Origin of the sequence: Streptomyces thermodiastaticus (genome assembly GCF_014656135.1) — a bacterium.
GTDB lineage: Bacteria > Actinomycetota > Actinomycetes > Streptomycetales > Streptomycetaceae > Streptomyces > Streptomyces thermodiastaticus.
Genome location: NZ_BNBV01000036.1, coordinates 1 through 21,463 on the forward strand (window position 1 = coordinate 1; position 21,463 = coordinate 21,463).

General features: G+C 70.7%; 18 protein-coding genes and 1 pseudogene. 10 read left to right on the forward strand and 9 right to left on the reverse strand.

What is annotated here, in order from left to right:
- Positions 1–103, forward strand: a pseudogene (locus IE286_RS24120) (IS5/IS1182 family transposase); the annotation flags it as partial.
- A gap of 93 nt (positions 104–196) precedes the next feature.
- Here IE286_RS24120 and IE286_RS24125 read toward each other — a convergent pair.
- The 3 genes from IE286_RS24125 to IE286_RS24135 all read right to left on the reverse strand — a co-directional run bounded on the left by IE286_RS24125 (position 197) and on the right by IE286_RS24135 (position 5,466).
- Positions 197–3,340 carry a DEAD/DEAH box helicase gene (locus IE286_RS24125; protein ID WP_189798886.1) on the reverse strand — a complete coding sequence of 1,048 codons (3,144 nt, stop codon included), beginning with the start codon at positions 3,338–3,340 and terminating at the stop codon, positions 197–199.
- Between the two features lie 325 nt (positions 3,341–3,665).
- Positions 3,666–4,190, reverse strand: coding sequence for a GNAT family N-acetyltransferase (locus IE286_RS24130; protein WP_189798887.1), 525 nt, complete (start codon positions 4,188–4,190; stop codon positions 3,666–3,668).
- On the reverse strand, positions 4,171–5,466 hold the full coding sequence (locus IE286_RS24135; protein ID WP_229863523.1) for an NsdA family TPR-like regulatory protein: 1,296 nt from the start codon (positions 5,464–5,466) through the stop codon (positions 4,171–4,173). Before IE286_RS24135 ends, IE286_RS24130 begins: the two co-directional genes overlap by 20 nt.
- A 200-nt stretch (positions 5,467–5,666) precedes the next feature.
- Here IE286_RS24135 and IE286_RS24140 point away from each other — a divergent pair, with 200 nt between their 5' ends.
- Entirely contained in the window at positions 5,667–6,080 is a 414-nt protein-coding gene (locus tag IE286_RS24140; RefSeq protein WP_229863526.1) for a hypothetical protein, read from the forward strand.
- A gap of 333 nt (positions 6,081–6,413) precedes the next feature.
- Here the strand turns inward: IE286_RS24140 and IE286_RS24145 are convergent, their stop codons facing one another.
- Positions 6,414–7,442, reverse strand: a complete 1,029-nt coding sequence (locus IE286_RS24145; protein WP_189798888.1) for an SEC-C domain-containing protein — start codon at positions 7,440–7,442, stop codon at positions 6,414–6,416.
- A 331-nt stretch (positions 7,443–7,773) separates the two neighbouring features.
- Between IE286_RS24145 and IE286_RS24150 the strand changes: the two genes are divergently transcribed.
- The 3 genes from IE286_RS24150 (at position 7,774) to IE286_RS24160 (ending at position 10,027) form a co-directional block, all read left to right on the forward strand.
- The gene (locus tag IE286_RS24150; protein WP_189798889.1) at positions 7,774–8,094 is read left to right on the forward strand and encodes a DUF6412 domain-containing protein; all 321 of its coding nucleotides are present in this window, start codon (positions 7,774–7,776) and stop codon (positions 8,092–8,094) included.
- 203 nt (positions 8,095–8,297) lie between these two features.
- Positions 8,298–9,023 (forward strand): YidC/Oxa1 family membrane protein insertase, encoded by a 726-nt coding sequence (locus IE286_RS24155; RefSeq protein WP_189798890.1) that lies wholly within the window; start codon positions 8,298–8,300, stop codon positions 9,021–9,023.
- 146 nt (positions 9,024–9,169) lie between these two features.
- The gene (locus IE286_RS24160) at positions 9,170–10,027 is read left to right on the forward strand and encodes a fumarylacetoacetate hydrolase family protein (protein ID WP_189798891.1); all 858 of its coding nucleotides are present in this window, start codon (positions 9,170–9,172) and stop codon (positions 10,025–10,027) included.
- Between the two features lie 46 nt (positions 10,028–10,073).
- Here IE286_RS24160 and IE286_RS24165 read toward each other — a convergent pair whose 3' ends face one another.
- The 3 genes from IE286_RS24165 to IE286_RS24175 all read right to left on the reverse strand — a co-directional run bounded on the left by IE286_RS24165 (position 10,074) and on the right by IE286_RS24175 (position 12,675).
- Entirely contained in the window at positions 10,074–10,952 is an 879-nt protein-coding gene (locus tag IE286_RS24165) for an LLM class F420-dependent oxidoreductase (RefSeq protein ID WP_189798892.1), read from the reverse strand.
- 131 nt (positions 10,953–11,083) lie between these two features.
- The gene (locus IE286_RS24170; protein WP_189798893.1) at positions 11,084–11,596 is read right to left on the reverse strand and encodes a heme-degrading domain-containing protein; all 513 of its coding nucleotides are present in this window, start codon (positions 11,594–11,596) and stop codon (positions 11,084–11,086) included.
- Positions 11,593–12,675 (reverse strand): Gfo/Idh/MocA family oxidoreductase, encoded by a 1,083-nt coding sequence (locus IE286_RS24175; protein WP_189798894.1) that lies wholly within the window; start codon positions 12,673–12,675, stop codon positions 11,593–11,595. Before IE286_RS24175 ends, IE286_RS24170 begins: the two co-directional genes overlap by 4 nt.
- Positions 12,676–12,866: 191 nt before the next feature.
- Here IE286_RS24175 and IE286_RS24180 point away from each other — a divergent pair, with 191 nt between their 5' ends.
- The 5 genes from IE286_RS24180 to IE286_RS24200 all read left to right on the forward strand — a co-directional run bounded on the left by IE286_RS24180 (position 12,867) and on the right by IE286_RS24200 (position 17,293).
- Positions 12,867–14,027, forward strand: a complete 1,161-nt coding sequence (locus IE286_RS24180; RefSeq protein ID WP_229863540.1) for an ROK family transcriptional regulator — start codon at positions 12,867–12,869, stop codon at positions 14,025–14,027.
- A 113-nt stretch (positions 14,028–14,140) separates the two neighbouring features.
- Positions 14,141–14,920: an HAD-IIA family hydrolase gene (locus tag IE286_RS24185; RefSeq protein WP_189798895.1), complete on the forward strand. Its 780-nt coding sequence runs from the start codon at positions 14,141–14,143 to the stop codon at positions 14,918–14,920.
- Positions 14,921–15,099: 179 nt separating this feature from the next.
- Positions 15,100–15,435: a hypothetical protein gene (locus IE286_RS24190; protein ID WP_189798896.1), complete on the forward strand. Its 336-nt coding sequence runs from the start codon at positions 15,100–15,102 to the stop codon at positions 15,433–15,435.
- 16 nt (positions 15,436–15,451) lie between these two features.
- Entirely contained in the window at positions 15,452–16,165 is a 714-nt protein-coding gene (locus IE286_RS24195; RefSeq protein ID WP_189798897.1) for a class F sortase, read from the forward strand.
- 84 nt (positions 16,166–16,249) lie between these two features.
- Entirely contained in the window at positions 16,250–17,293 is a 1,044-nt protein-coding gene (locus IE286_RS24200) for a glycoside hydrolase family 6 protein (protein ID WP_189798898.1), read from the forward strand.
- Between the two features lie 65 nt (positions 17,294–17,358).
- Here the strand turns inward: IE286_RS24200 and glxA are convergent, their stop codons facing one another.
- A complete protein-coding gene (glxA, locus tag IE286_RS24205) occupies positions 17,359–19,296 on the reverse strand; it encodes a radical copper oxidase GlxA (RefSeq protein WP_189798899.1) in 1,938 nt (645 codons plus the stop codon).
- Entirely contained in the window at positions 19,293–21,344 is a 2,052-nt protein-coding gene (locus IE286_RS24210) for a glycosyltransferase family 2 protein (protein WP_189798900.1), read from the reverse strand. The genes glxA and IE286_RS24210 overlap by 4 nt, the downstream gene beginning before the upstream one ends.
- Between the last annotated feature and the right edge of the window lie 119 nt (positions 21,345–21,463).

A 21,463-nucleotide genomic window follows, 5' to 3' on the forward strand; every position in this document is an offset into this window, starting at 1 on the left:
GAAGGGCTGGAAGATTCTCCGCGACTGCCGGCTCAGGGGTGACGGCGTGCATCACGCCATGCTCGGCGTCGCCCGCCTGCACAACCTCGCCCTCGCCGGGTGACCGGCAAACGAGCAGGTCACCCGGCACGCCAGAAGCGATTCACGGGACAGCCCTTAGATCGCGTGACTCTGGGGTCCGAAGACAGCAGTACTTCTAATGCGCCTTGGCTGCGTATACCCACACATCCGCCGGAAGCTCGTGTTCCAGGCGCCAGGTGATGGCCATTGGCCTGCTGCCCTCATGGTCAACATATGTTGCTGGACCAAGAAGCATCCAGGGCTGAGACGTCCCTATGTCCGAGTCCTTGTAGCGCCGGAGGAAGAGTAGAACGTGGCTTCCCTTCTGTTCGTGCTGCTGGTACCGCAACCCAGTGGGGGAGGTTTCAGAGGTGCTGTTCTGTGACTCCCAGTGGAAGAGGGTCCGAGTGCGTGCGTAATCCCTATACCGCACCGTGGGAGAGAAGTCCTTCTCATCCTTCTCTGAGGTGATGAAAAGGGCATCTGTCTGATACTTCTTGGACCATTGGACACCTTGCGCCCAAGAGCGTGGCAACTGGCCACCGATTCGTGCGACGTCAAGTGCCGCGAGGATTTCCGAGCGGTTGTATGAACTGTGCACCTTCAGGGGAAGCTCGCTGAGGCTTCCCGTCAGTGCGATGGGGTTGTGGTCAGCTCGGTCGATGACGTACGACAGCACCTGCGTCAGTTCATCGCGGAACCGTCGCTGATGACGAAGTGACGCGAACCCCTCCTGGTAGCTAGTGAAGCCTCCCGCGTTATCCCAAATGTTGAAGAACAGCATGCGAGCGTAGGACTGATCAAGCTCGTTGAGATCTTCATACTGCGGGGCATCGTCCTCGAGCAGGCGCAGATACGCTTTAGCTCGGTCCGGGTCGTCCACGTGGAGGAAGGCGTGAACCCTTTTGAGAAGTGCGCTCTCCTGTGCGGTTAGTGGTTCATCGGTGAGGCCGGCTCGATGCAGAATAGCCGTCCACGAGTTATTGCTTCTGTAGAGCTCCTTGATGTCTCGCTGGCTTTCTCGGAGATAGCCGACGAGGCGCGAGGTTCCGAGAGCCTTGACCTCATTTGATATGGTCTTCACGGTTGCCTTAAGTTGCGTCCTGATGTTGTCGAGGACGAGTTTTTTGGACTTGCCCTCCAGGACAATCTGGCAGCCAGATGGAAGCTGGGGGAAATCTTGCTCGATATGCTCGACGAGCCGGTTCCGTGACAGATTAGTCAAGGCGCAGAATTGGTTCTCATAGCGGAACTCGGCCCGATGCTGCCCGATGAAGTCAAGCACAGTGAGAACGGGCTTGTTCGGCGTGCGGCGCAGCCCTCGGCCCAGCTGTTGCAGGAAAATGGTGGCGCTGTGAGTCGGGCGAAGCAGCAGCAGGGTGTCGACGTCGGGAATGTCGAGGCCCTCGTTGAACAGGTCTACGGAGAAGATTACCTGGAGATTCCCGTCGCGTAGGTCGCGTAGCGCTTGGGTCCGTAGGGTGCTCGGCGAGTCGCTGTCCAAGGCTATGGCGCGAAGATCTGTTGTGCGGCGGAAGTAATCTGCCATGAAGTGAGCGTGTGCCTTGCTCACGCAGAACCCCAGAGCACGCATAGCGGTAGGGTCGAGAACTTTGTCCAAGACCTGCTGAACGACGATTTCGGCACGCTCGTCATTTCCCGTGTACAGGTTGTCGAGATCTTGGTCAGCGTACGCGCCTCGCTTCCAAGCCAACTGCGTCAGGTCGGTCTCGTCCGGGATGCCGAAGTAGTGGAAGGGGCAGAGCAGGTCGTTCTCGAGAGCCTCCCACAGGCGCATCTCGGCAGCGATCCGGCCGTCGAAGAATTCGTCCTGGACGTTGAGACCGTCCATCCGCTCGGGAGTTGCGGTCAGTCCGAGTAGTTCCTTGGGGCGGAAGTGGTCGATCACTCGACGGTATGTAGACGCCGTGGCGTGGTGGAACTCATCGATGACGATGATGTCGAAGTGATCCTGAGCCAGTTGTTCTAGCCGCTGAAGGTTGAGCGACTGCACACTGGCGAAGACGTGGTTCCACTCGAGGGGATCCTTGCCGGAGTGCAGCAGTTCCCCGAAGGAAGCGTCGTTGAGGACCTTGCGGTACGTGCGCAGGGACTGGTTGAGAATCTCCTTGCGGTGGGCAACGAACAGCAGTCGCGGGCGCCCACCAGCCCACGTCTTGCAGAGGTTGCGGTAGTCGAGAGCAGCAGTGACCGTCTTACCTGTTCCGGTAGCTGCAACGAGCAGGTTGTGGTGGCGTCCGCGTATGTTCCGCTCAGCTTCGAGGCGCTCCAGCATGTCTTGCTGGTGCGGGAACGGACGTACGGTGAGGGCCGAGGGATCGGTCGCCGACTCGCCGGCCGAGCGTGCGCCCCCAGCCTGTGCGAGTGCATCGTCGAGGCGTTCATAGTCGCGGTCCGGGTCGTAGGTCTCGAAGGCCGCGTCGTTCCAGTACGCATCGAACGTTGCTGCGATCTTCTTCACCACCGCTGGCGAAGTGACCGACGACAGTCGCACGTTCCACTCCAGTCCGTCGAGCAGCGCGGCGCGCGACAGGTTGCTGCTGCCGACGTAGGCGGTGTGGAATCCTGTGTCGCGGTGGAAGAGCCAAGCCTTGGCGTGCAGGCGCGTGGATCGTGTCTCGTAGTTGACTTTCACCGTAGCGCCGAAGTCTCGCACGAGGCGGTCGAGTGCTTTGCGCTCAGTGACACCCATGTACGTGGTCGTGATGATCCGTATGGGTACGCCCCGTTTGGCTGCGGTGCGCAGGGCCTCCTCAAGGACCCGGATGCCGTGCCACTTCACGAAGGCGCAGATCAGGTCGACCCGGTCGGCCGTAGCGAGCTCGGCCCTCAGCTCCGTTCCGATGCTGAGGTCTTCCGGCGCGTTCGTCAGCAGCGAGGTCTCAGATAACGGGGTGAGTGGACGGATGGCGAAGACACCCGGCGCCTCTCGCTCAGCCAAGGCGAGAAGTTGCCGGGGACCTTCCACGAGAGTGCTGTGCGGCTCGGGACCGTGGTCAGCAGTGTCCGCGGCTATGGACTCCAAGAGTTGGTTGGCAAACGACACCCGCTTGTCTGCTGGTAGTTGCTGGAGCTTGCGGGTGAGTATCTCGCCGATGTGACGAGCCAGCACCTGGGGCGTCGAGTCCTTACTGACTCGAGCGTCGATGGCCCTCCAGCCCTCGGCCTCAAGCTGGCCCAACTCGTCGCGCATCCGCTGGGTGATGAGCCTCTCGTACACCCCGGCAACGGGCTTGCCCAGTTCCCCCGCCTGTGTCATCTAAGACCCCCTCCGACACGTGTGAACGTGCCACTGTTGTAACAGGCGGCACTGACAACGAACCCTGGGCCACAAAGAGGTCATCCCTGTCGGCGTGATCATCCGTCGAGCCGCACGTGAAGGGGCGGTGCACGGCCGCAACGTGTGCACGTTGTGCCGCAAGGTGGTCCCGCCGACGTAGCTCATCCACCCGCAGAGCGGCGTGTCCGGCGGACCTGTGACCGCGTTGCGCGGCGGCGATCAGCCCGGCCGGAGCTGCGCCCGATGGTGGGAGCCGCTTCTGTGCGTTCGCTGGACGGCTTGCGGATGGACCCGCAGCCGCCACTTACCCGTGCAGGTCGCGGAGCATGACGGCGTAGTTCGGTGAGTCGGGGAACGGCTGGCGGTGGCCGACTTTGCGGTATCCCCATGTCTCGTAGAGGGCTTGCACCTTGGGGTGGTCCGGGTCGACCAGGAGTACGGCCAGCGCCTCGGGCCGGGGTGCCAGCAGCGCCTCGTGCAGCCGTGCGGAGGTGCCGGTCTTGCGCCACGCGGGGCGCACCATCAGCTCGGAGACGGCGAAGGTCGACGTGTCGGCCGGCGGCTCGGGCAGGTGCTCGCGCCACCATTCGCGGCCGGGAACGGCCGGGGCGCCGTAGGCGAAGCCGACCGGTTCGCCGTCGTCGTAGCCGATGACGCATGCGAAGCCGGGGCGGGAGCCCCAGTGGTCGACGAACCAGGGGAATCGCTGGGTGAACTCGTCGTCCATCTCGTCCGCGTAGGCGTCCGCGTGTACGTCCAGCAGTGTCTGCCGGATCGCCGGCAGGTCGTGGTGGCCGAAGTGGCGCAGCTCAACGGCAACCGTGCTCACGGGGACTCCATTCGGTCTGGAAGCGGTCGGTCCACTCGTGCGCGATGCGCGCGGTGGGTGCGTGTGTGATCAGGTCACGCTGGAAGTCGCCGAGGAGCCGGCGCATGCGCCCAGGGAGCGGGTGCCCGGCCATGATCGCGAACACATCGCCACTGGTGGCGCATGCCTGTTCGACGTCTCCTTGGTGGAGCTGGGAGAGTGCGAGGCACGCGGTGGTGTAGGCGCGGTTGCGGCGGTAGGACACGGGCAGCGCGGTGAGCGCTCGGTGGCATGCGGCTTCCGCCTCGGCAGGAGCACCGGTGACATCACGCACGATGGCGGTCAGGCAGTGCAGCTCGGCCGGGCCGTAGAAGGCGATCCATGGAGCGCGTGGCTGTGCAAGGTCGGCCTTTGCCAGCAGGTCTTCGGCGCGGCCCAGGCAGCGCAGGGCCGCGCGCTGGTCACCGCGGTAGGCGAAACCAACGGCGGTCCGGGCGTGTGCCAGGGAGGCGTGCAGCGGGCTGCGCCGGGCAGCAGCCGTCGTCAGCATGGCCTGAGAGGCTGCGACCGCCTCGCCGTACTCTTTGCGCTGCCGGGCGAGCATGGCCCGAAGGTTCCACACCCGCATGGTCATCTCGGAGTCCTGGGCGAGGCCCGCGAGGGTCAGGGCGCGATCGAGGTGCCGGCCGGCAACGTCGATCTGTCCTGCGTCGATCAGAGACCATGCGGCGGTGGCGGTGAAGTCCGATGCGAGCGCGAGCAAACGCTGCCGTACGCGCTGTGTAGCGGACCGCTTGTGCAGCTCGATCGCTTCAGCAGCGCCGGCCAGGGCTGCCTGGGCGAGGGTGCCATGCCCGCCGCGGTCCGCGTCGAGCGCGACGAGCCGCTCACCATGCTTGCGCAGCCGGATGATGTCTGTCGTTCCGACGCGGGACGGGGCGGCGATGAAGGGCACGGCGACAGCGGCGGCGGCATGAGTAGCCGCGCCGCAGAACTCGCGACGGAGCACCTTGGACTCCTCTGCTGGGGAAGTTGAGACGGTCGTGTGTTTCCCGCGAGGCACGAACCCTAAGGCCGTGATGGAGCGGCCTGTCACGGCCTCCAGGGCGCGGCGCTGTCGTTCCTGGGGCCACCGGCTCTCCCCGGACAGCCACCGGAACACGGTGCGCTCCGATGTGGCGCCCTGGCGGCCGGTCAGGTCGCCGATGGCGTGGTTGACAGCGTCGGCCAGTTCTCTGGCCGACATCTGGTGCTGTGTCAAAAACGCGGCCAGAGCCGCGTTTCTGGTCTCCGCCATGGGCCCACGGTAGGCAGTCCATGCGGTCACAGGAAGTAAAACGCGAGTCAATTCGTCAGTTAGGGGCGCAATGACCTGGCCGTCTTCGTCATGCCCGCGCACGGTCATGCGCGGTTAGGTGACGTGTAGCGGCCCTGTCGCGCCCCTGCTCCGTAAGGGGCGCGACAGGGTCCCCAGCCACTTCACGTGTTGAGGCAGTGATGACCACAGCGAGCACGACGCAGGAGCGAGACACCTCCCCTACCGGCCTGGATCCCACCCTGGCCGTGCTGTACGTGTGTGCGGAACGCGGCCATCAGATGCCCGGCCTGGCCTTGCAGCGCGCCGAGCATGAAGGCCGCGCCTTCGCGGCGAAACACGGACTGAAGATCACAGAGGTGATCGCGGACTTACACGGCACGGCGGATCCCTGTCAGCGTGAGGGATGGCTGCGAGTACGAGACGTGGCCGCAGCCGGTGCGGTCGGCGTCGTGATCGTCCGGTGGCCTGCGGTGATCGCGCCCGACCCGTGGCACGAACTGCGGTACCGCGAGATCCGCTGGCTGATGGACCGGGGCGTTCGGGTGTGCTACTCGTGGGCGCCGCTGGCGGCGGGAAGCGGTGAGATCAAGTGAGCACCGCCCGCGGCATGCTCCACCGCGATCACCCATGGCTCGGCCGCACTGTGGAGGACACCACGACCGGCCGCCGCGGAATCCTGCGGGCCATCGCCCCCGACGGCGATCGTCCCCAACCGGTCGCATGGCTGCTACCGGAAGGCGGAGGCACAGAGTGGACCACGGACCCGGACGCGCTCGCCAACCCGGCGCCCATCACACCGGTCACGCACTCCAAGCAGACACGGTGAGCCGGCCCAATTTCACCGGCCCGGCGTCGCGCTGGCGTGTGCGACCGCTGAGGCGGAGCTCAGCAGCCTCCTGCTCGTCCTACTCCCAGACCTCGCAGACCTACGAGTCCTGTACGGGAGTTGCCCCATGACACTCCCCATACGACTTCCCCGACCCGCACCAGCACGCCGCTCCCCGCTCCGGGGGCCAGGGCACCGCGCGGCCGCGGGCTGCCAGGGTGGTGGCGTACTGGGGCAGCAGGGTCGCGTCGGTCGGGGAGGCGCCCTCCGCGGCGGCGAAGGCCTCGTAGGAGGGGACCGTGCCGCTGACGATGCCCAGGTTGGGGGTGCCGGAGGCGGACAGTTCGCGCAGGGCGGCCTCTATGGCGTCCAGGTGGGCGGTGTGGGAGGGGTACTCCGAGGTCAGGGACGGATACGAGGTCAGCAGCTCGTCGAGTTCGGCGGCCGGCCAGTGGAGGACCGCGACCGGGAACGGGCGGGACAGGGCCTGGCGGTAGGCGCCCAGCTCGGCGCGCAGGCGGGTGATCTCGGCGCGCAGCTCGGCCGGGTTCTCCGAGCCGAGGGACCACACGCGGGTGGGGTCGTGGAGTTCGTCCAGGGAGACCGGCAGCGTGCTGACGGAGTCGGCGAGGGTGTCCCAGGTGTCATGGTCCGTGCCGAGCTTGCGGCGGACCCGGTGGCGGCCGAAGAGGAGAGGGTGGGTGGCCTGCGGGGGTTCCGCGGTGTCCGCGATCAGCAGCTCCGCGGCCTCGGTGAACGTCGAGTGCGCGGCGTCCAGCTCGTCGTGGGCCTCCAGGGCCTCCGCGACGATCACCCAGGGGGCGGGGTCGCGCGGGGCGGTGGTGCGGATGCCCTCGATGATGGCCCGCGCCTCGGCGTCGTGGCCGTACTCCCAGAGGTTGGCCGCCTTCAGGGCGCGCACCAGGTGGGGGTTGTCCAGGTCGTCGGGGGAGGAGAGCAGGCGGTCGTAGAGCGCGGTCGCGGCGGGGCGGTCGCCGGAGACCTCCAGGTGGGCCGCGGCCCGGAGCAGCAGGGCCTCGGCGTCCTCGGGGTAGAGCGCGGCGGTCCGTTGCAGGCGGGCCGCCTCCGCGGCGTGGTCGACGGTGACGGCGGGGGTGTCGGGGCGCATGGGGGACACCGTACTGCCGGCCGGTGACGAACGTCAGGGAGCTGCACCATCGGGGGAGGGAGAGACGGGAGGCCGTCGGCCTTCTGCCTCCGGCTTCTCTGCGCGGTGATGTGTGTCCTTGGTTCCCTTGATGTCCCGGCCCGGTCGTTCGTCCGGTGATGTGCGGACCGGTCGGCGGGTGCACTTCGTCGACGCCGCTGCCGGCGCCGCCGCTACCCGGTCACTCGACCCTGCCGGAGCCGGGACGGTGGCTGGAGCCCCTCCCGGTGCATTGCGCCGATCAGGTATAACCGTCGGAAGACCAGAAGCAGGACGGAGAGGGGGAGCTGTCGTGATCCGTGACCGAGTCGTCGCGCGGCTCGCCCCTGTGCTGCTGAGCCTGTTCCTGCTGGTGCAGCTGGCGCTGCTCGGCTCCGGCAGCCTCGCCGCGAGTGTCGCGCTCGCCGCGACCGCGGCCGCCGAGGCCGCGCTCGTCACCTGCGTGCTGTTCGCCGCGTGCCATGCTCCCGCCGTGCCGCCCACCCGGGTGCGCACCGCCATCCGGGACCGGGCCCGGCGTACGGCCTTCCTGCCGCAGCGCGATCCCGACGCCCCGGGCCGGCGCCGGCCCCGGGCACCCGGACGTGCCCTTCCGGCGGCCGTCGCCGCGTAGGGGCACGCACCTTATCTCTTCTCCTTCACCGCTTATCTCTTCTCTTTCACCGCCTTGTGTCGCGTGACCCACGCGGGCCGGCTCGTCATGCCGCTTGTGTCCTCACCGGAGCGACGCATACCCCCAGCCTGGCCGGGCCGATGGCCCCTCGGGGGACATGTGCGCGCCGTGCCGCACGACGAGACCCCCGGAGGGCTCCTTTCATGTCCGTGTTCTTCTCGTTCTTCGCCCGCCTGGTCGCGCACCTCGCCGACCTGCTCCAGCCGGTCTTCCACGCCTCCGCGGCCGCCGCCGCGATCGTCCTGTTCACCGCCCTCGTACGCCTGCTCGTCCATCCGCTCGCCCGGGCCGCCGCCCGCGGGCAGAAGGCGCGGGCAGCGTTGCAGCCGCGGATCGCCGAGCTGCGCAAGAAGTACGGCACCGACCCGAACCGGCTGCAGCAGGAGGTGCTCGCCCTGCACGCCGAGGAGAAGGTCTCCCCGCTGTCGGGCTGTCTGCCCGGCCTGCTGCAGCTGCCGGCGTTCTTCCTGCTGTACCACCTCTTCTCCAGCACCACGATCGGCGGCGAGACCAACGAGCTGCTGGGGCACCGGCTGGGGGCGGCGCCGCTGGGCGGACGCTGGGCCGACGCGCTGGCGGACGGTGGACTCCTCGGCGCGTCCGGGCTTGTGTACCTCGCGCTGTTCGCGATCGTGGCGGCCGTCGCCGGGTTCAACTACGTCCGCACCCGGCGGAGCACGGCCGAGTCCCTGGCCGCGGCGGCGGGCTCGGGCGAGCAGGTCCCCGGGCTCGGTGCCGTCGGCAGGGTGGTGCCGCTGCTGTCCTTCACCACGCTGGTCACCGTGGCCGTGGTGCCGTTGGCCGCCGCGCTGTACGTGGTGACCAGCACGACGTGGACCGCGGTGGAGCGGGTGCTGCTGCAGCGGTGAGCGCGGCGTGGGCGGTGGTGTGGTGCCGGTGGGCCGTGTGGGTCGGGACGGCACCGGCCGGGCTCGTGGTCCGGCAGGTGAACGGGGGTTGCGGCGGGGGCGCCGGCTGTGGACGATCGACCGGTCGATCGAGGGAGATGAGGATCATGAAGCTGCTGCGCGTCGGTGCGGCGGGTGCGGAGCGGCCCGCGCTGCTGGACGACGAGGGCATCCTGCGCGACCTGTCCGGCATCGTCCCGGAGATCGACGGCGGTCTCCTCGCCGACGACGCGGCCCTCGGCCGGATCCGGGCCGCCGCCGGCTCCGGGGAGCTGCCCGTGCTGGACGCGGACGGGCTGCGGATCGGGCCGCCGCTCGCCCGGATCGGCAAGATCGTGTGCATCGGGCTGAACTACCACGACCACGCCCGGGAGACCGGGGCCGAGCCGCCCGCCGAGCCGGTGATCTTCTTCAAGGCCCCGGACACCGTGGTCGGGCCGAACGACACCGTGCTCGTGCCGCGCGGCTCCACGAAGACCGACTGGGAGGTGGAGCTGGCGGTCGTCATCGGGCGTACGGCCCGCTATCTGGAGTCCGCCGAGGAGGCGCTCGCGCATGTCGCCGGGTACGTCGTGTCGAACGACGTCTCCGAGCGGGAGTTCCAGATGGAGCGCGGCGGCACCTGGGACAAGGGCAAGAACTGCGAGACGTTCAACCCGCTGGGGCCCTGGCTGGTGACGGCCGACGAGGTGCCCGACCCGCAGAACCTGCCGCTGAGACTGTGGGTCAACGGGGAGCTGAAGCAGAACGGCACCACCGCCGAGCAGATCTTCCCCGTGGCCGAGGTCGTCCGCTACGTCAGCCGGTTCATGACCCTGTATCCCGGTGACGTCATCAACACCGGCACCCCGGCGGGCGTGGCCATGGGGCGGCCCGAGCCCAAGCCGTATCTGCGCGCCGGTGACGTGGTCGAACTGGAGGTCGGCGGGCTGGGGCGGCAGCGGCAGCGGGTCGACAACGCCTAGCCGCGCCCGGCCGGCGCCGTTCCGGCGCCCGCCGCCCCGTGCCGGGTCAGCCCAGCAGTGCGGCCAGGCGGCGCCACTCCTGGGCCGGCAGCGCGTCCCGGTCCTCGGCCTCGGTCACCACCTGCACCACCACATGGTCCGCGCCCGCCGCATGGAACTTTTCGATGCGGTCGCGGATGCGGGACTCGGAACCCCAGGCGAACACCGCGTCGATCAGCCGGTCGCTGCCGCCGCCCCGGACGTCGTCCTCGGTGAAGCCCAGGCGCAGGAAGTTGCTGGTGTAGTTCGGCAGCTGCAGGTACCTCGCGAGGTAGCTCCGGGCGACGGTACGGGCCCGCTCGGCTTCCTCTTCCAGGACCACCTTGAACTCCGGGGCCAGCAGCGGGCCGTCGCCCAGGATCTCCCGGGCCCGCGCGGTGTGCTCGGGGGTGACCAGGTAGGGGATCGTGCCGGCCGCCCGGTCGCGGGACAGCTGGAGCATCTTCGGGCCCAGCGCGGCCAGCACCCGGCGCTCGGCGGGCACCCCGGCCGCGTCGAGGGCGTCCAGGTAGGCGACCATGGCCGAGTACGGGCGGCGGTACTGCTCGGCGAGCTTGGCGTGGCTCACGCCCAGGCCCAGCACGAACCGTCCCGGATGGGCCGACTCCACCTCGGCGTGGCCGGCCGCGCTGTCCTCGGCGGTGTAGTCCCAGATGCTCTGGATGCTGGTGCCCACCACCAGCCGCGTCGTCGCCTCCAGCAGCGGGGTGGCGTGACGGGCGGCGCTGTTGCCGCCGAGCCAGACCGCGCCGAACCCGAGGTCCTCCAGCTCGGCGGCCGCCTCGGCGATCGCGCCTCGCCGGGCCGGGTCCTCCGAACGGAGACCGACGTTCCAGATGCCGTACCGTCCGACCTGTTCCTTCACCGAGGCTGCCGTGTCGCTCATCGTTCCGATCCCTCCGGGCGGGTGGTGACGTGATCACTTGCGGGTACAGCCAACCCCAACCGGAGGGTGGATGCCGGTAATTCCCCGGCGGGTCCTGGCGGATCCGCCGGGGAGCCGTCGTGGGCCGACGGTCAGGATCCGTACGAGGGGACCTGCCGGCCCAGGAACCTCTCCAGGGCCTCCACCACCAGACGGTGGTCCTCCACCTGCGGCAGGCCCGACACCGTGACCGCGCCGATCACGCCGACGTCCCGCACGGTGAGGGGGAAGGAGCCGCCGTGCGCCGCGTAGCGGTCCGGGTCCAGCCGGGAGGACTCCTCGAAGGTGGTGCCCTTGGCCCGGAACCGGGCGCCCACCAGGTAGGAGGCGCAGCCGTAGCGCTCCACCACCCGGCGTTTGCGGGCGATCCAGGCGTCGTTGTCCGGGGTGGAGCCGGGCAGCGCGGCGTGGAAGAGCTGCTGGCCGGCGCGGTGGATGTCGATGGCGACCGGTGCCTGCCGTTCCCGGGCCAGCTCCACCAGCAGGCAGCCCAGCGCCCAGGCGTCGTCATGGGTGAACCGGTCGAAGACCAGGTGACGTTCCTGCTCCTGCAGCTCCTCGATGCCGGGAGCGTCCTGGTGCCGATGCGGGGCCGGAGGTGTCACAGCGCCACCACCACGCCGTCGCGGGCCGAGCGGCGGGCCGCCTCCAGCACGTCCAGGGCGGCGGCCGCCTCCAGCGCGGTCACCGGGTTCGGGGCGCCCTCGCGCAGGGCGGCGGCCACGGCCGCGTAGTAGGCGGGGTAGTCGCCCGGTAGGGTCGGCACCGGTGTGCCGCCGCCGGTCACCGGGGACTGACCGGCACCGAGCCGGCCCCACAGGGCCTGCTCCTCCTCGCCCCAGCCGTCCGGGCCCGGACGGCGGCCCTCGCGCAGCGCGGCCTCCTGCGGATCCAGGCCGTGCTTGACGTAGCCGGCCCGCGAGCCCAGCACCCTGAAGCGCGGGCCGAGCTGGGCGGCGGTGGCGGAGACGTACAGGTGGGAGCGGACGCCGCCGGCGTGCGTGAGCGCGATGAAGGTGTCGTCGTCAATCTCGGCGCCCTCCCGGCGGACGAGCGACTCGGCGTACACGTGGGTGACCGGGCCGAACAGGACGAGGGCCTGGTCGACGACATGGCTGCCGAGGTCGTAGAGCAGGCCGCCGAGCTCCGCGGGGTCGCCGGACTCCCGCCAGCCGCCCTTCGGCCGGGGCCGCCACCGCTCGAAGCGGGACTCGAACCGCCACACCTCGCCCAGCTCGCCGTCCGCGAGCAGCTTGCGCAGGGTCAGGAAGTCGTTGTCCCAGCGGCGGTTCTGGAAGACCGACAGCAGCAGCCCGCGCTCCTCGGCGAGGGCGGCCAGGCCGCGCGCCTCGGCGGCCGTGCCCGCGAGGGGCTTGTCCACGACCACGGGCAGGCCGGCCTTCAGCGCGGCCGTGGCGAGGGGGACGTGGGTCTTGTTCGGGGAGGCGACGACGATCAGGTCCAGTTCGCCGGCGCGGGCGAACAGGTCCTCGGGGTCGGCGGCCAGACGGACGTCCGGGAACTCGGCGCGGGCCTGGGCCTGCCGTTCCTCGCTGGAGGTGACGACGGTGTCGAGGGTCAGCCCCTCGGTCGCGGCGATCAGGGGAGCGTGGAAGACCGAGCCGGCGAGGCCGTAGCCGACCAGGCCGACGCGGAGGGGAGTGCCAGTGAGAGGGCCAGTCATGCCCTCCACTTTCGCAACGCTGTTGCCGAAGTGCAAGTGCGGGAGAGAATGGGAGCGTGAGCAGCGGGAAGCAGACGGTGGGCACGGCAGGTACGGCCGGCGCCGCGGACGCGCGGGACGCGGCGGGCGTCGCCGTGCGCGGTGCGGTCGGCACGCCGGGCGGCATGCGGGCGGCGGGAACGCCGGGCGGCATGCGGGTGGCGGGCACGGCGGGCGGCCGGAGCGCCGGGGCGAACCTGCTCGCCCTGCGCAGCCACAACACGGCGCTGGTGCTGGACCTGCTGCGCCGGGCCGGCAGCGAGGGCATCAGCCGGCTGGAGCTCGCCGAGGGCACCGGCCTCACCCCGCAGGCGGTGAGCAAGATCACCGCGCGGCTGCGGGAGCGGGGCCTGGCGGCCGAGGCGGGACGCCGGGCCTCCACCGGGGGCAAGCCGCCGACGGTGCTGCGGCTGGTGCCTCAGGCCGGGCACGCGGTCGGTGTGCACGCCGACCGGGACGAACTGCGGGCCGTGCTGGTCGACCTGAACGGGACCGTGGCCGCGGAACGGCGCGCGAGGCTGGACTTCGCGGCCGGGGCGGAGGCGGTGGTGGAGCGGGTGGCCGCGGAGGCCGAGGCGCTGGTGGCGGAGGTGTTCCCGGGGGCGGGAGCGCACGGTGACGCGGACGCGGCTCCGCTCGCGCGGGTGGACTCCCTCGTGGGGGTCGGCGTGGCGCTGCCCGGGCCGCTCGACCACACGCGGGGCGTGCTGCACCGGGTCACCGGCTTCCCCGAGTGGGACGGCTTCGCGCTGCGGGACGCACTCGTCCGGCGGCTCGGGGTGCCCGTCGCCGTCGACAAGGACACCAACGCGGCGGCCCTGGGCCTGGCGGTCGCCGGCGCGGGCGACTCCTTCGTCTATCTGCATCTGGGCACCGGTCTGGGCGCCGGACTGGTGATCGGCGGAAGCGTGCACCGGGGCGCACGCACCGGCGCGGGCGAGTTCGGGCACCAGGTGATCCAGCTCGACGGGCCGCCGTGCGGGTGCGGGGACCGCGGCTGCCTGGAGGCGCTGTGCCTGGCGGCCGTGGCGCGCGGGGAGACGGCGGAGGCGGCGCGGGTGCTGGGCACGGGGGCCGCCAACCTCGTCGCCCTGCTGGACATCGACCTCGTGCTGCTGGGCGGCCGCACGGTCGCGGCGGCCCCCGAGGAGTTCGTCACCGGCGTGGGCGCGGTGCTCGCCGCGCGGGCCCGGCGCGAGGGGCTGCGCCAGGAGGCGGTGCCGGTACGGACGGCGCCGGGCGGAGGGCGCGCGGTGGCCGAGGGCGCGGCACAGCTGCTGCTGGGGCCGGTGTTCGGGCGCGGCGACGGCTGAGTGGAACCTCAGGCGCATCCCGCCGGCGAATCCGCCGTTAGGCTGAGCCTGCCGGTACGCCGTGGTTCCGGCGCCCTCGGCCGACGACCGCACGCATGCCTGGAGACGCACGCATGGCAGACCGCAAGCCCATCGACTCGTGGCTCACCGACATGGACGGTGTCCTGATCCACGAGGGAGTGCCGATCCCCGGCGCCGACGCCTTCCTGAAGAAGCTGCGGGACTCCGGCCGGCCGTTCCTGGTGCTGACCAACAACTCCATCTACACCCCGCGCGACCTGCACGCCCGGCTGCGCCGCATGGGCCTGGACGTGCCGGAGGAGAACATCTGGACCTCCGCGCTGGCCACCGCCCAGTTCCTCGCCGACCAGCGGCCCGGCGGCAGCGCGTACGTCATCGGCGAGGCCGGGCTGACCACCGCGCTGCACGACGTCGGCTACGTCCTCACCGACCACGACCCGGACTTCGTGGTCCTCGGCGAGACGCGCACCTACTCCTTCGAGACCCTGACCAAGGCCGTCCGGCTGGTCAGCGGAGGCGCCCGGTTCATCGCCACCAACCCGGACAACGTCGGCCCGTCCACCGAGGGCGACCTGCCCGCCACCGGCTCCGTCGCCGCGCTGATCACCGCCGCCACCGGCCGCAAGCCGTACTTCGTCGGCAAGCCCAACCCGCTGATGATGCGGGCCGGGCTCAACGCGATCGGCGCCCACTCGGAGACCTCCGCCATGATCGGCGACCGCATGGACACCGACGTGCTGGCCGGTCTGGAGGCGGGGATGCGCACCTTCCTGGTGCTCACCGGGGTGACGCAGCCGAAGGACATCGACAGCTTCCCGTTCCGGCCCTCCCAGGTCGTCGACTCGATCGCCGACCTGGTCGACCTGATCTGACCCGGCCCGGTCCGACCCGGCCTGATCCGGTCCGGTGCGCGGGGCGCCGCTCCCGTGCCGCCCCGCGTCCGCGCGCGCCGTCCGGTTGCCGCCGCCGTCACCCGGACGGCGCAGCGACCGCCCGGCCGCGGATGCGCTCCCGCGTCCCGGCGGGTGTGCTGGGACCCGGAGGTCTCACCATGGGTTCAGCGCGCCTGACTCTCTGTGCCGGTCTGCTGCTGGCCGGCGCCGTGGCCGTCGCGCTCGGCCCGGCCGACGGTGTCCGCGCGGCCGGCCGGGCCGGACGGGACACCGTGGCGCTCCCGTCCGGCGGTGCCGCCGGCCGGCCCGCCCACGCCGGACCGCGCACCGCCGCGTCCGCTTCCCTGTCCGCCCGGCCGGGCGCGGACGGGCCGGGTGCCGCCGAGGCGGTGACCGGACTGCTCCTGGCCGGTGCCGCCACGGCCGCCGTCCTCCTCCTGCCGCACCGGCGCGGCGGTGCCACCGGGCGTGACCGGGACCGGACCGAGGACTGAGGAGGCGGGCGGGACGATGACCGACACCGCACACCGCGCCACGACCGCCACCGCACACCCCGGCACCGCGCGCCCGCACCGCGCCGGCGGCCGGTTCCTGGCCGGCCTGGCCTGGACGGTGCTGCTGCTCGGGGTGTGGACCTGGGGCGGCGACCTGGCCGACGGCGTGGGGCACGGGCTCGTCGAGCCCGCCACCGGGGACATGGCCGCGGTCGGCCGGCCCGCGCAGGACCGGCTGCCCCCGGCGGCTCCGCCGCTGCCGGACGTCCCGGCGCCCCGGCGCGTGGAGGTCCCCGGCCTCGGCGTGAGCGCTCCCGTCACCGCGCTCGCCTCCGATGCGCCGAGCCGGCTCGCCCCGCCGCCGGACACCCGGGCCGCCACCACCGTGGGCTGGTACGCCACCGGGGTGCGCCCCGGCGCGCAGGGTGCCGCGCTGCTGATGGGACGTGCCGACACCGGCGGCCGGCCCGCCGCGCTGCACGCCCTTCCCTCGGTGCGTCCCGGCGAGACGGTCCGGGTGGTCCAGGACGGCGGCCGAACCGCCGACTTCACCGTCGAGGCCGTCACCACCGTGCCCGCCGCACGTCTCGCCGGGCGGCTCGCCGAGGGGGCGCGGCCGGGCCGGGCCGAGCTGCGGCTGATCGCATGCGCAGGCACGTTCGACCCGGTGCACGGTGGTTGCGCCACGAACGTCCTCGTATCGGCGTACCTCACCGGAACCGGCGCGTAAGTCCGTCCCGCCTGGCAGCATGGAACCTGGCCAGGTGGGCCGACCGGATCACGCCGAGCACACCGGGGGGACAGGGGGAGTCGTATGGACGTCAGCAGGGGGGCCCGCGCGCGCGTCCTCGCCGCCGGGGTACGAGCCTGTGCGACCGCACTGGGAGCGGCACTGCTGGCCGCCGGGTGTTCCGCGGGGGAGGGCCGGGCACCCGACGACGACAAGGGCCGTGCCGCCGCGATCACCCAGCAGCCCAAGGGGACCGACCCGTTCTGGGTCAATCCGGACAGTCAGGCGGCCCGTCAGGTCGCCGCCTATCTCAAGGCGGGCCGGACGGCCGATGCCGAGCAGATCCGCAAGATCGCCGAGCAGCCGACCGCCGAGTGGATCGGCCCGGAGAACCCCGAGCGGGAGGCGCGCGGCTTCACCGAGGCCGCCGACAAGGCGGGCCGGGTCGCGCTGCTGGTGCTCTACAACATCCCGCACCGCGACTGCGGCCAGTACTCGCAGGGCGGCGCGGCCGACGGAGACGCCTACCGCGCCTGGATCGCCGCCGTGGCCCGCGGCATCGGCGACCGCCCGGCCATGGTGATCCTGGAGCCGGACGCGGTGCTGCACCTGGTGGACGGGTGCACCCCACCGGAGTTCGAGGAGGAGCGCTACGACCTGCTCCGGGGCGCGGTGGACACACTCACGGCGCTGAAGAACACCACGGTCTACCTCGACGCGGGCAACGCCGGCTGGGGCCATCCCGACGAGATCTACGAACCGCTGCTGCGGGCCGGCGCCGACCGGGCCGACGGCTTCGCGGTGAACGTCGCCAACTTCTACTCCACCGAAGACTCCCTGGCCTACGGCAAACAGCTGTCGGAGCGGATCGGCGGCAAACACTTCGTCATCGACACCAGCCGCAACGGCAACGGCCCCTACACCGGCGGCGACCCGGACGAGCGCTGGTGCAATCCGCCCGGCCGGGCGCTGGGCGAGGCCCCCACCACGAAGACGGCCGACCCGCTGGTCGACGCCTACCTGTGGATCAAGCGGCCCGGCGAGTCCGACGGCACCTGCAAGGGCGGCCCGAAGGCCGGGGACTGGTGGCCGCAGTACGCGATGGAGCTGGCCCGCGCCAGCGGGTGACCGCCTGCGGCACGGCATGAGGGCGCCCTCCGCGCGGCGGAGGGCGCCCTCGCACGACGTCTCCGTTACGGCACCTTCACCCACTGCGCCTTGCTGGGCGTGCCCTGGTCGTCGACGACGAACAGCATGTACCAGCCGGACTGCACCAGGTTCCGGTTCTTCGGCACCGTCACCGTGATCTTGTCGCCCGAGGTGCGGAAGTCCAGGGCGATGGACCGCTGGTCCACGTCGGTGACGTGGGTGGTGGAGCTCGGCCGGATCAGCCGCACCTTCTTGATCGTGGCGGCGTGCTGCGAGGTGAACGTGCCCGACGCGCCGCGGGCGATGGTCTTCGGGCCGCCCGACAGCGACGGCCGGGAGTCCCGGTACAGATACGGCGGGGTGTAGATCTCGATGCGCTGCTCGAAGGTGCCGGGCTTGGTGTTGGCCTTGTCGCCGAAGAGCGAGTCGGACCCGAAGAACATCACCCGGCCGTCCGGCAGCAGGATCGACCCCGAGTGGTAGTTGCGGCCCACCAGCGGGTCGGCGACCCGCCGGAAGGTGTTGGTGGCCGGGTCGTACAGCCGGGCCTGGAGGATGTTGGAGTCGCTGCGGCCCCGGTAGTCCTCCGAGCCGCCGGAGACCAGCACCGTGTCGTCCGGCAGGATCGAGGCCTGCGGGTAACGGGTGCCCTTCTGAAGTGACGGGCCGTCCGTGAAGTGCGGGTTCTTCGCCTTCAGATCCACCAGCCGGGTCTTCTTGCTGGACAGCTTGGACTCGCCGACGCCGCCCCCGCCGATGACCAGGAACCGCTCGTCCTGCGCCGGCGGCAGCATCACCGTGGCCGAGGTCTCCATCATGTCGGCGTCGCTCAGGCCGGGGATCTTGGTGAAGGTGTTGGTGCGCACGTCCCAGATGCCCGGGTCGCGGCCCACGTCGGCCGGTCCGTAGCCCGCGTTCGACCCGGAGTAGAAGATCTTGCCGTTCTGCATCAGGAACAGCGCCGGATACGTGGGGAACTGCCGGGTCTTCGCCGTGTAGGTCCACTTCTTGGTCTTCGGGTCGAAGATCTCGTTCTTCCCCGGGACCAGCTGGCCGATGTCGTCCAGGCCCGACACGCTCAGGATCCGCCCGTCGCCCAGCGTGGTGAGCGTCGGGTACCAGCGGGCCTCGTGCATCGGGTCGACCTTGATGTACTTCTCGGCCACCGGATCGAACTCGTAGGCGTCCCGGATGCCCTGGAAGTCTTTCTTGTCCAGGGCGAGTTTCTGCGCGATGCCGTAGGTGTTGCGGGCGTCGGCACCGGTCAGCCCCTCGACCCGGTAGTTGTCCTCGGTGCCCGTCGCGTACTTCGCGCCGCTGCGCTCGGCCTCGACGTAGATCCGGCCCAGCCCCGGGGTGTTGCCGAGGAACTTCCCCGTCTTCTTGTCGAAGTTCTTCTTCGCCCGCGGCACCAGCACCGGGTCCTTGGAGACGAACGTCTTGCCGTTGGCCTTCCCGGTGAACCGGGTCCCGGCGGGCAGGGTGATCGGCTTGTCCGGGTTCTCGTTGTGGACGATCATCAGGCCGCCGGCCTTGGTGACGTCGCCCTTGAGCTTCTCGTACCGCTTGGTGCCGCCCGCGATGAGGATCTTGCCGTCGGAGAGCTGGGTGTGGCCGGTGCAGAACAGGTCGTTGGGCGTGGGCACCTTCTTGATCGTGCCCTTGACCGGGTCCCAGATCCGGGAGTCGAACTTCTTGGCGTCGAAGTTCTTCTGGTTGTTGCCCGAACCGGCCACCAGCAGCACCTTGCCGGTGTGCAGCAGCACGGCGTGGATGGTGTTCTGCCGGTACTCCTCGGGGAACTCGACGATTTCCCAGTGGCCGTTGGCCGCCTTGTACCCCGGCTCGTTGATCTTGTACTGGTGGTAGCGCTCGGTGGCGAACCGGTACAGCCACGGGCCGTTCATCCCGGCCAGGGCGAGCACCACCACGGCGCCGATCCCGACCCGGCGGGCACGGCGCAGACCTGCCTTGTCCCTCACTTGTGACCACCTCCCGCCGGACCCAGACCGCCGAGCGCGATCTGCATGGTGTGCTCACCGGTTCCTTCCGCGCTGCGGCGCCCCTCGCCGGGACCGGCCCAGCTGGGCCGGCGCGTCCGCGCGGGCTCCGCGAGCGCCTGCGGCTCGGCCTCCCGCGGCTCCGCGGTCGCGGCCGGCGCGGCCACGGCGGCCGGGGCGACGGCGGGCGCGGAAGCGGCGGATGCCGGGACGGCCGCACGCCCGGCCGCCGGAGCGCGCCGTTCCTGCCGCAGCGTCCAGGCCCAGGTGACGATCGGCGCGGCCGTGATCAGCAGCGCCAGGGACGCCCACGTGATCATCGCGGGGTGGGAGTGCCCGAACACGAACCCGGCGACCGCGGAGCCGCCGAAGACGAGAATGAAGAACCAGTGGACGCGGAAGGTGCCGAAGAGCGTGTCCGGGCTGGCCGACTCGCCCTTCGGCGTCACCACGAAGCTGCTCTTGCGGCGCAGCACGGCGTCCATCAGCGAACGGGCGTAGATCGGCGCGGACAGGGCCGACATCACCATGCCGGCCACTCCGCCCGACCCCTCCGGTTCGTGCGGGGAGACGTTGTGCCGGCGGTTCCAGACGTACAGCCCGATCTGCAGGGCGGAGGCGTTGCCGTACAGCATCAGCCACACCGTGGGGTCGATGTTCACGCCCGAGGCGCCCAGGCCCAGGAACAGCGCGCAGCTCAGCGCGGCCAGGATCCAGTTCAGGGCGGACATCGGATAGAAGGTGATCATCATCGTGTAGTTGAAGAGACGGCCCGGCGGCAGCGTGAAGATCCCCTTCCAGTACTGCTTGAGGATCGTCTCGTAGGTGCCCCGCGACCAGCGCAGCTGCTGGGTGAAGAAGTCCGTCCAGGCGTTCGGGCCCTCGCCGACGGCGAGCACGTCCGGGGTGTACACCGACTTCCACCGGCGGCCCGTGGCGGGGTTCTTGGCGCGGTGCATCTCGAAGCCGGTGGCCATGTCCTCGGTGATCGAGTCGTACAGGCCGCCGATCTGCTTGATGGCGCTGATCCGTACCGCGTTGGAGGTGCCGACGAACATCGGGGCGCCGTAGCGGTTCCCGGCGCGCTGGATCAGGGCGTGGAAGAGGAACTGCTGCGACTCGGCGGCCTTGGTGACGAAGGCCTCGTAGTTGCCGTAGACCTGCGGGCCGATGACGAAGCCGACGTCCGGGTCGCGGAAGTAGCCGAGCATCCGCTCCAGGTAGTTGGGCAGCGGCACGTGGTCGGTGTCGACGGAGGCGAAGAAGTCGTACTCGTCGCCGTGCGCCTCCAGCCAGGCGTTGTAGTTGCCGTGCTTGGTCTTGGCGCGGTGCGGGCCGCTCGGCTGGTTCCAGCGTGCGACGCCCTTGCGGCTGAAGTGGTGCACGCCCAGGCGTGCGCAGACCTTCTTGACCTCCTCGTCGTCGCCCTCGTCCAGCAGCCACACGTGCATCACGCCCCGGTGCCGCAGCCGCACGGCCGCCTGGAGGGTCTTCGTCACCATCTCCAGCGGCTCCTTGCCGGGCACGTACGTGGTGAGGAAGGCCACCCGGGTGCCGGCCTCGGGCACTACCGGGACGGGGTCGCGGGCGACGAGCGTGGCGTGCGCGTTGGACAGCACGTTCACGCAGCGGAAGAACTCGATCAGACCGATCGAGACCAGCATCACGATGTCGAGCGCGGGCAGGAACCCGTACTGCGGGTACCGGCGCTCGGTCCAGTGGTCCGGCTGCAGCAGCCAGCCCAGCAGCACCAGGGACAGCAGCGGTGCCGCGCACAGCATCAGCGCGACCCGCACTCGGTGCGGTTCCTGTGAGAGCAGGGAGCGGTAGCGCACCCGGTAGGGCCGGTCCGGGTCCGGCTGGGTGAGCGGGCCGGCCAGCCGGCTGTAGTGCTCGTAGTCGTATCTCGGCAGGCTCTGCCTCAGTCTGCGGAGACTTCCGGTGTCCCCGGACCGGTGCGGCGGCATCCGCAGCCGGGCCGTGGCGGACGGACCGTGCTGCTGCCGGGCGCCCGTCGGCGTCGACGTCATGAGTCATCCCCCCACACGCGAGTCAGCGCGCGTGTCATCGGTGTCGTGCCGGTTGCATGGCTGCCCCCCTCGGCAGCCGTCGACGCGTGGCAGCCCCTTCTGCCCACACATCGGACAAT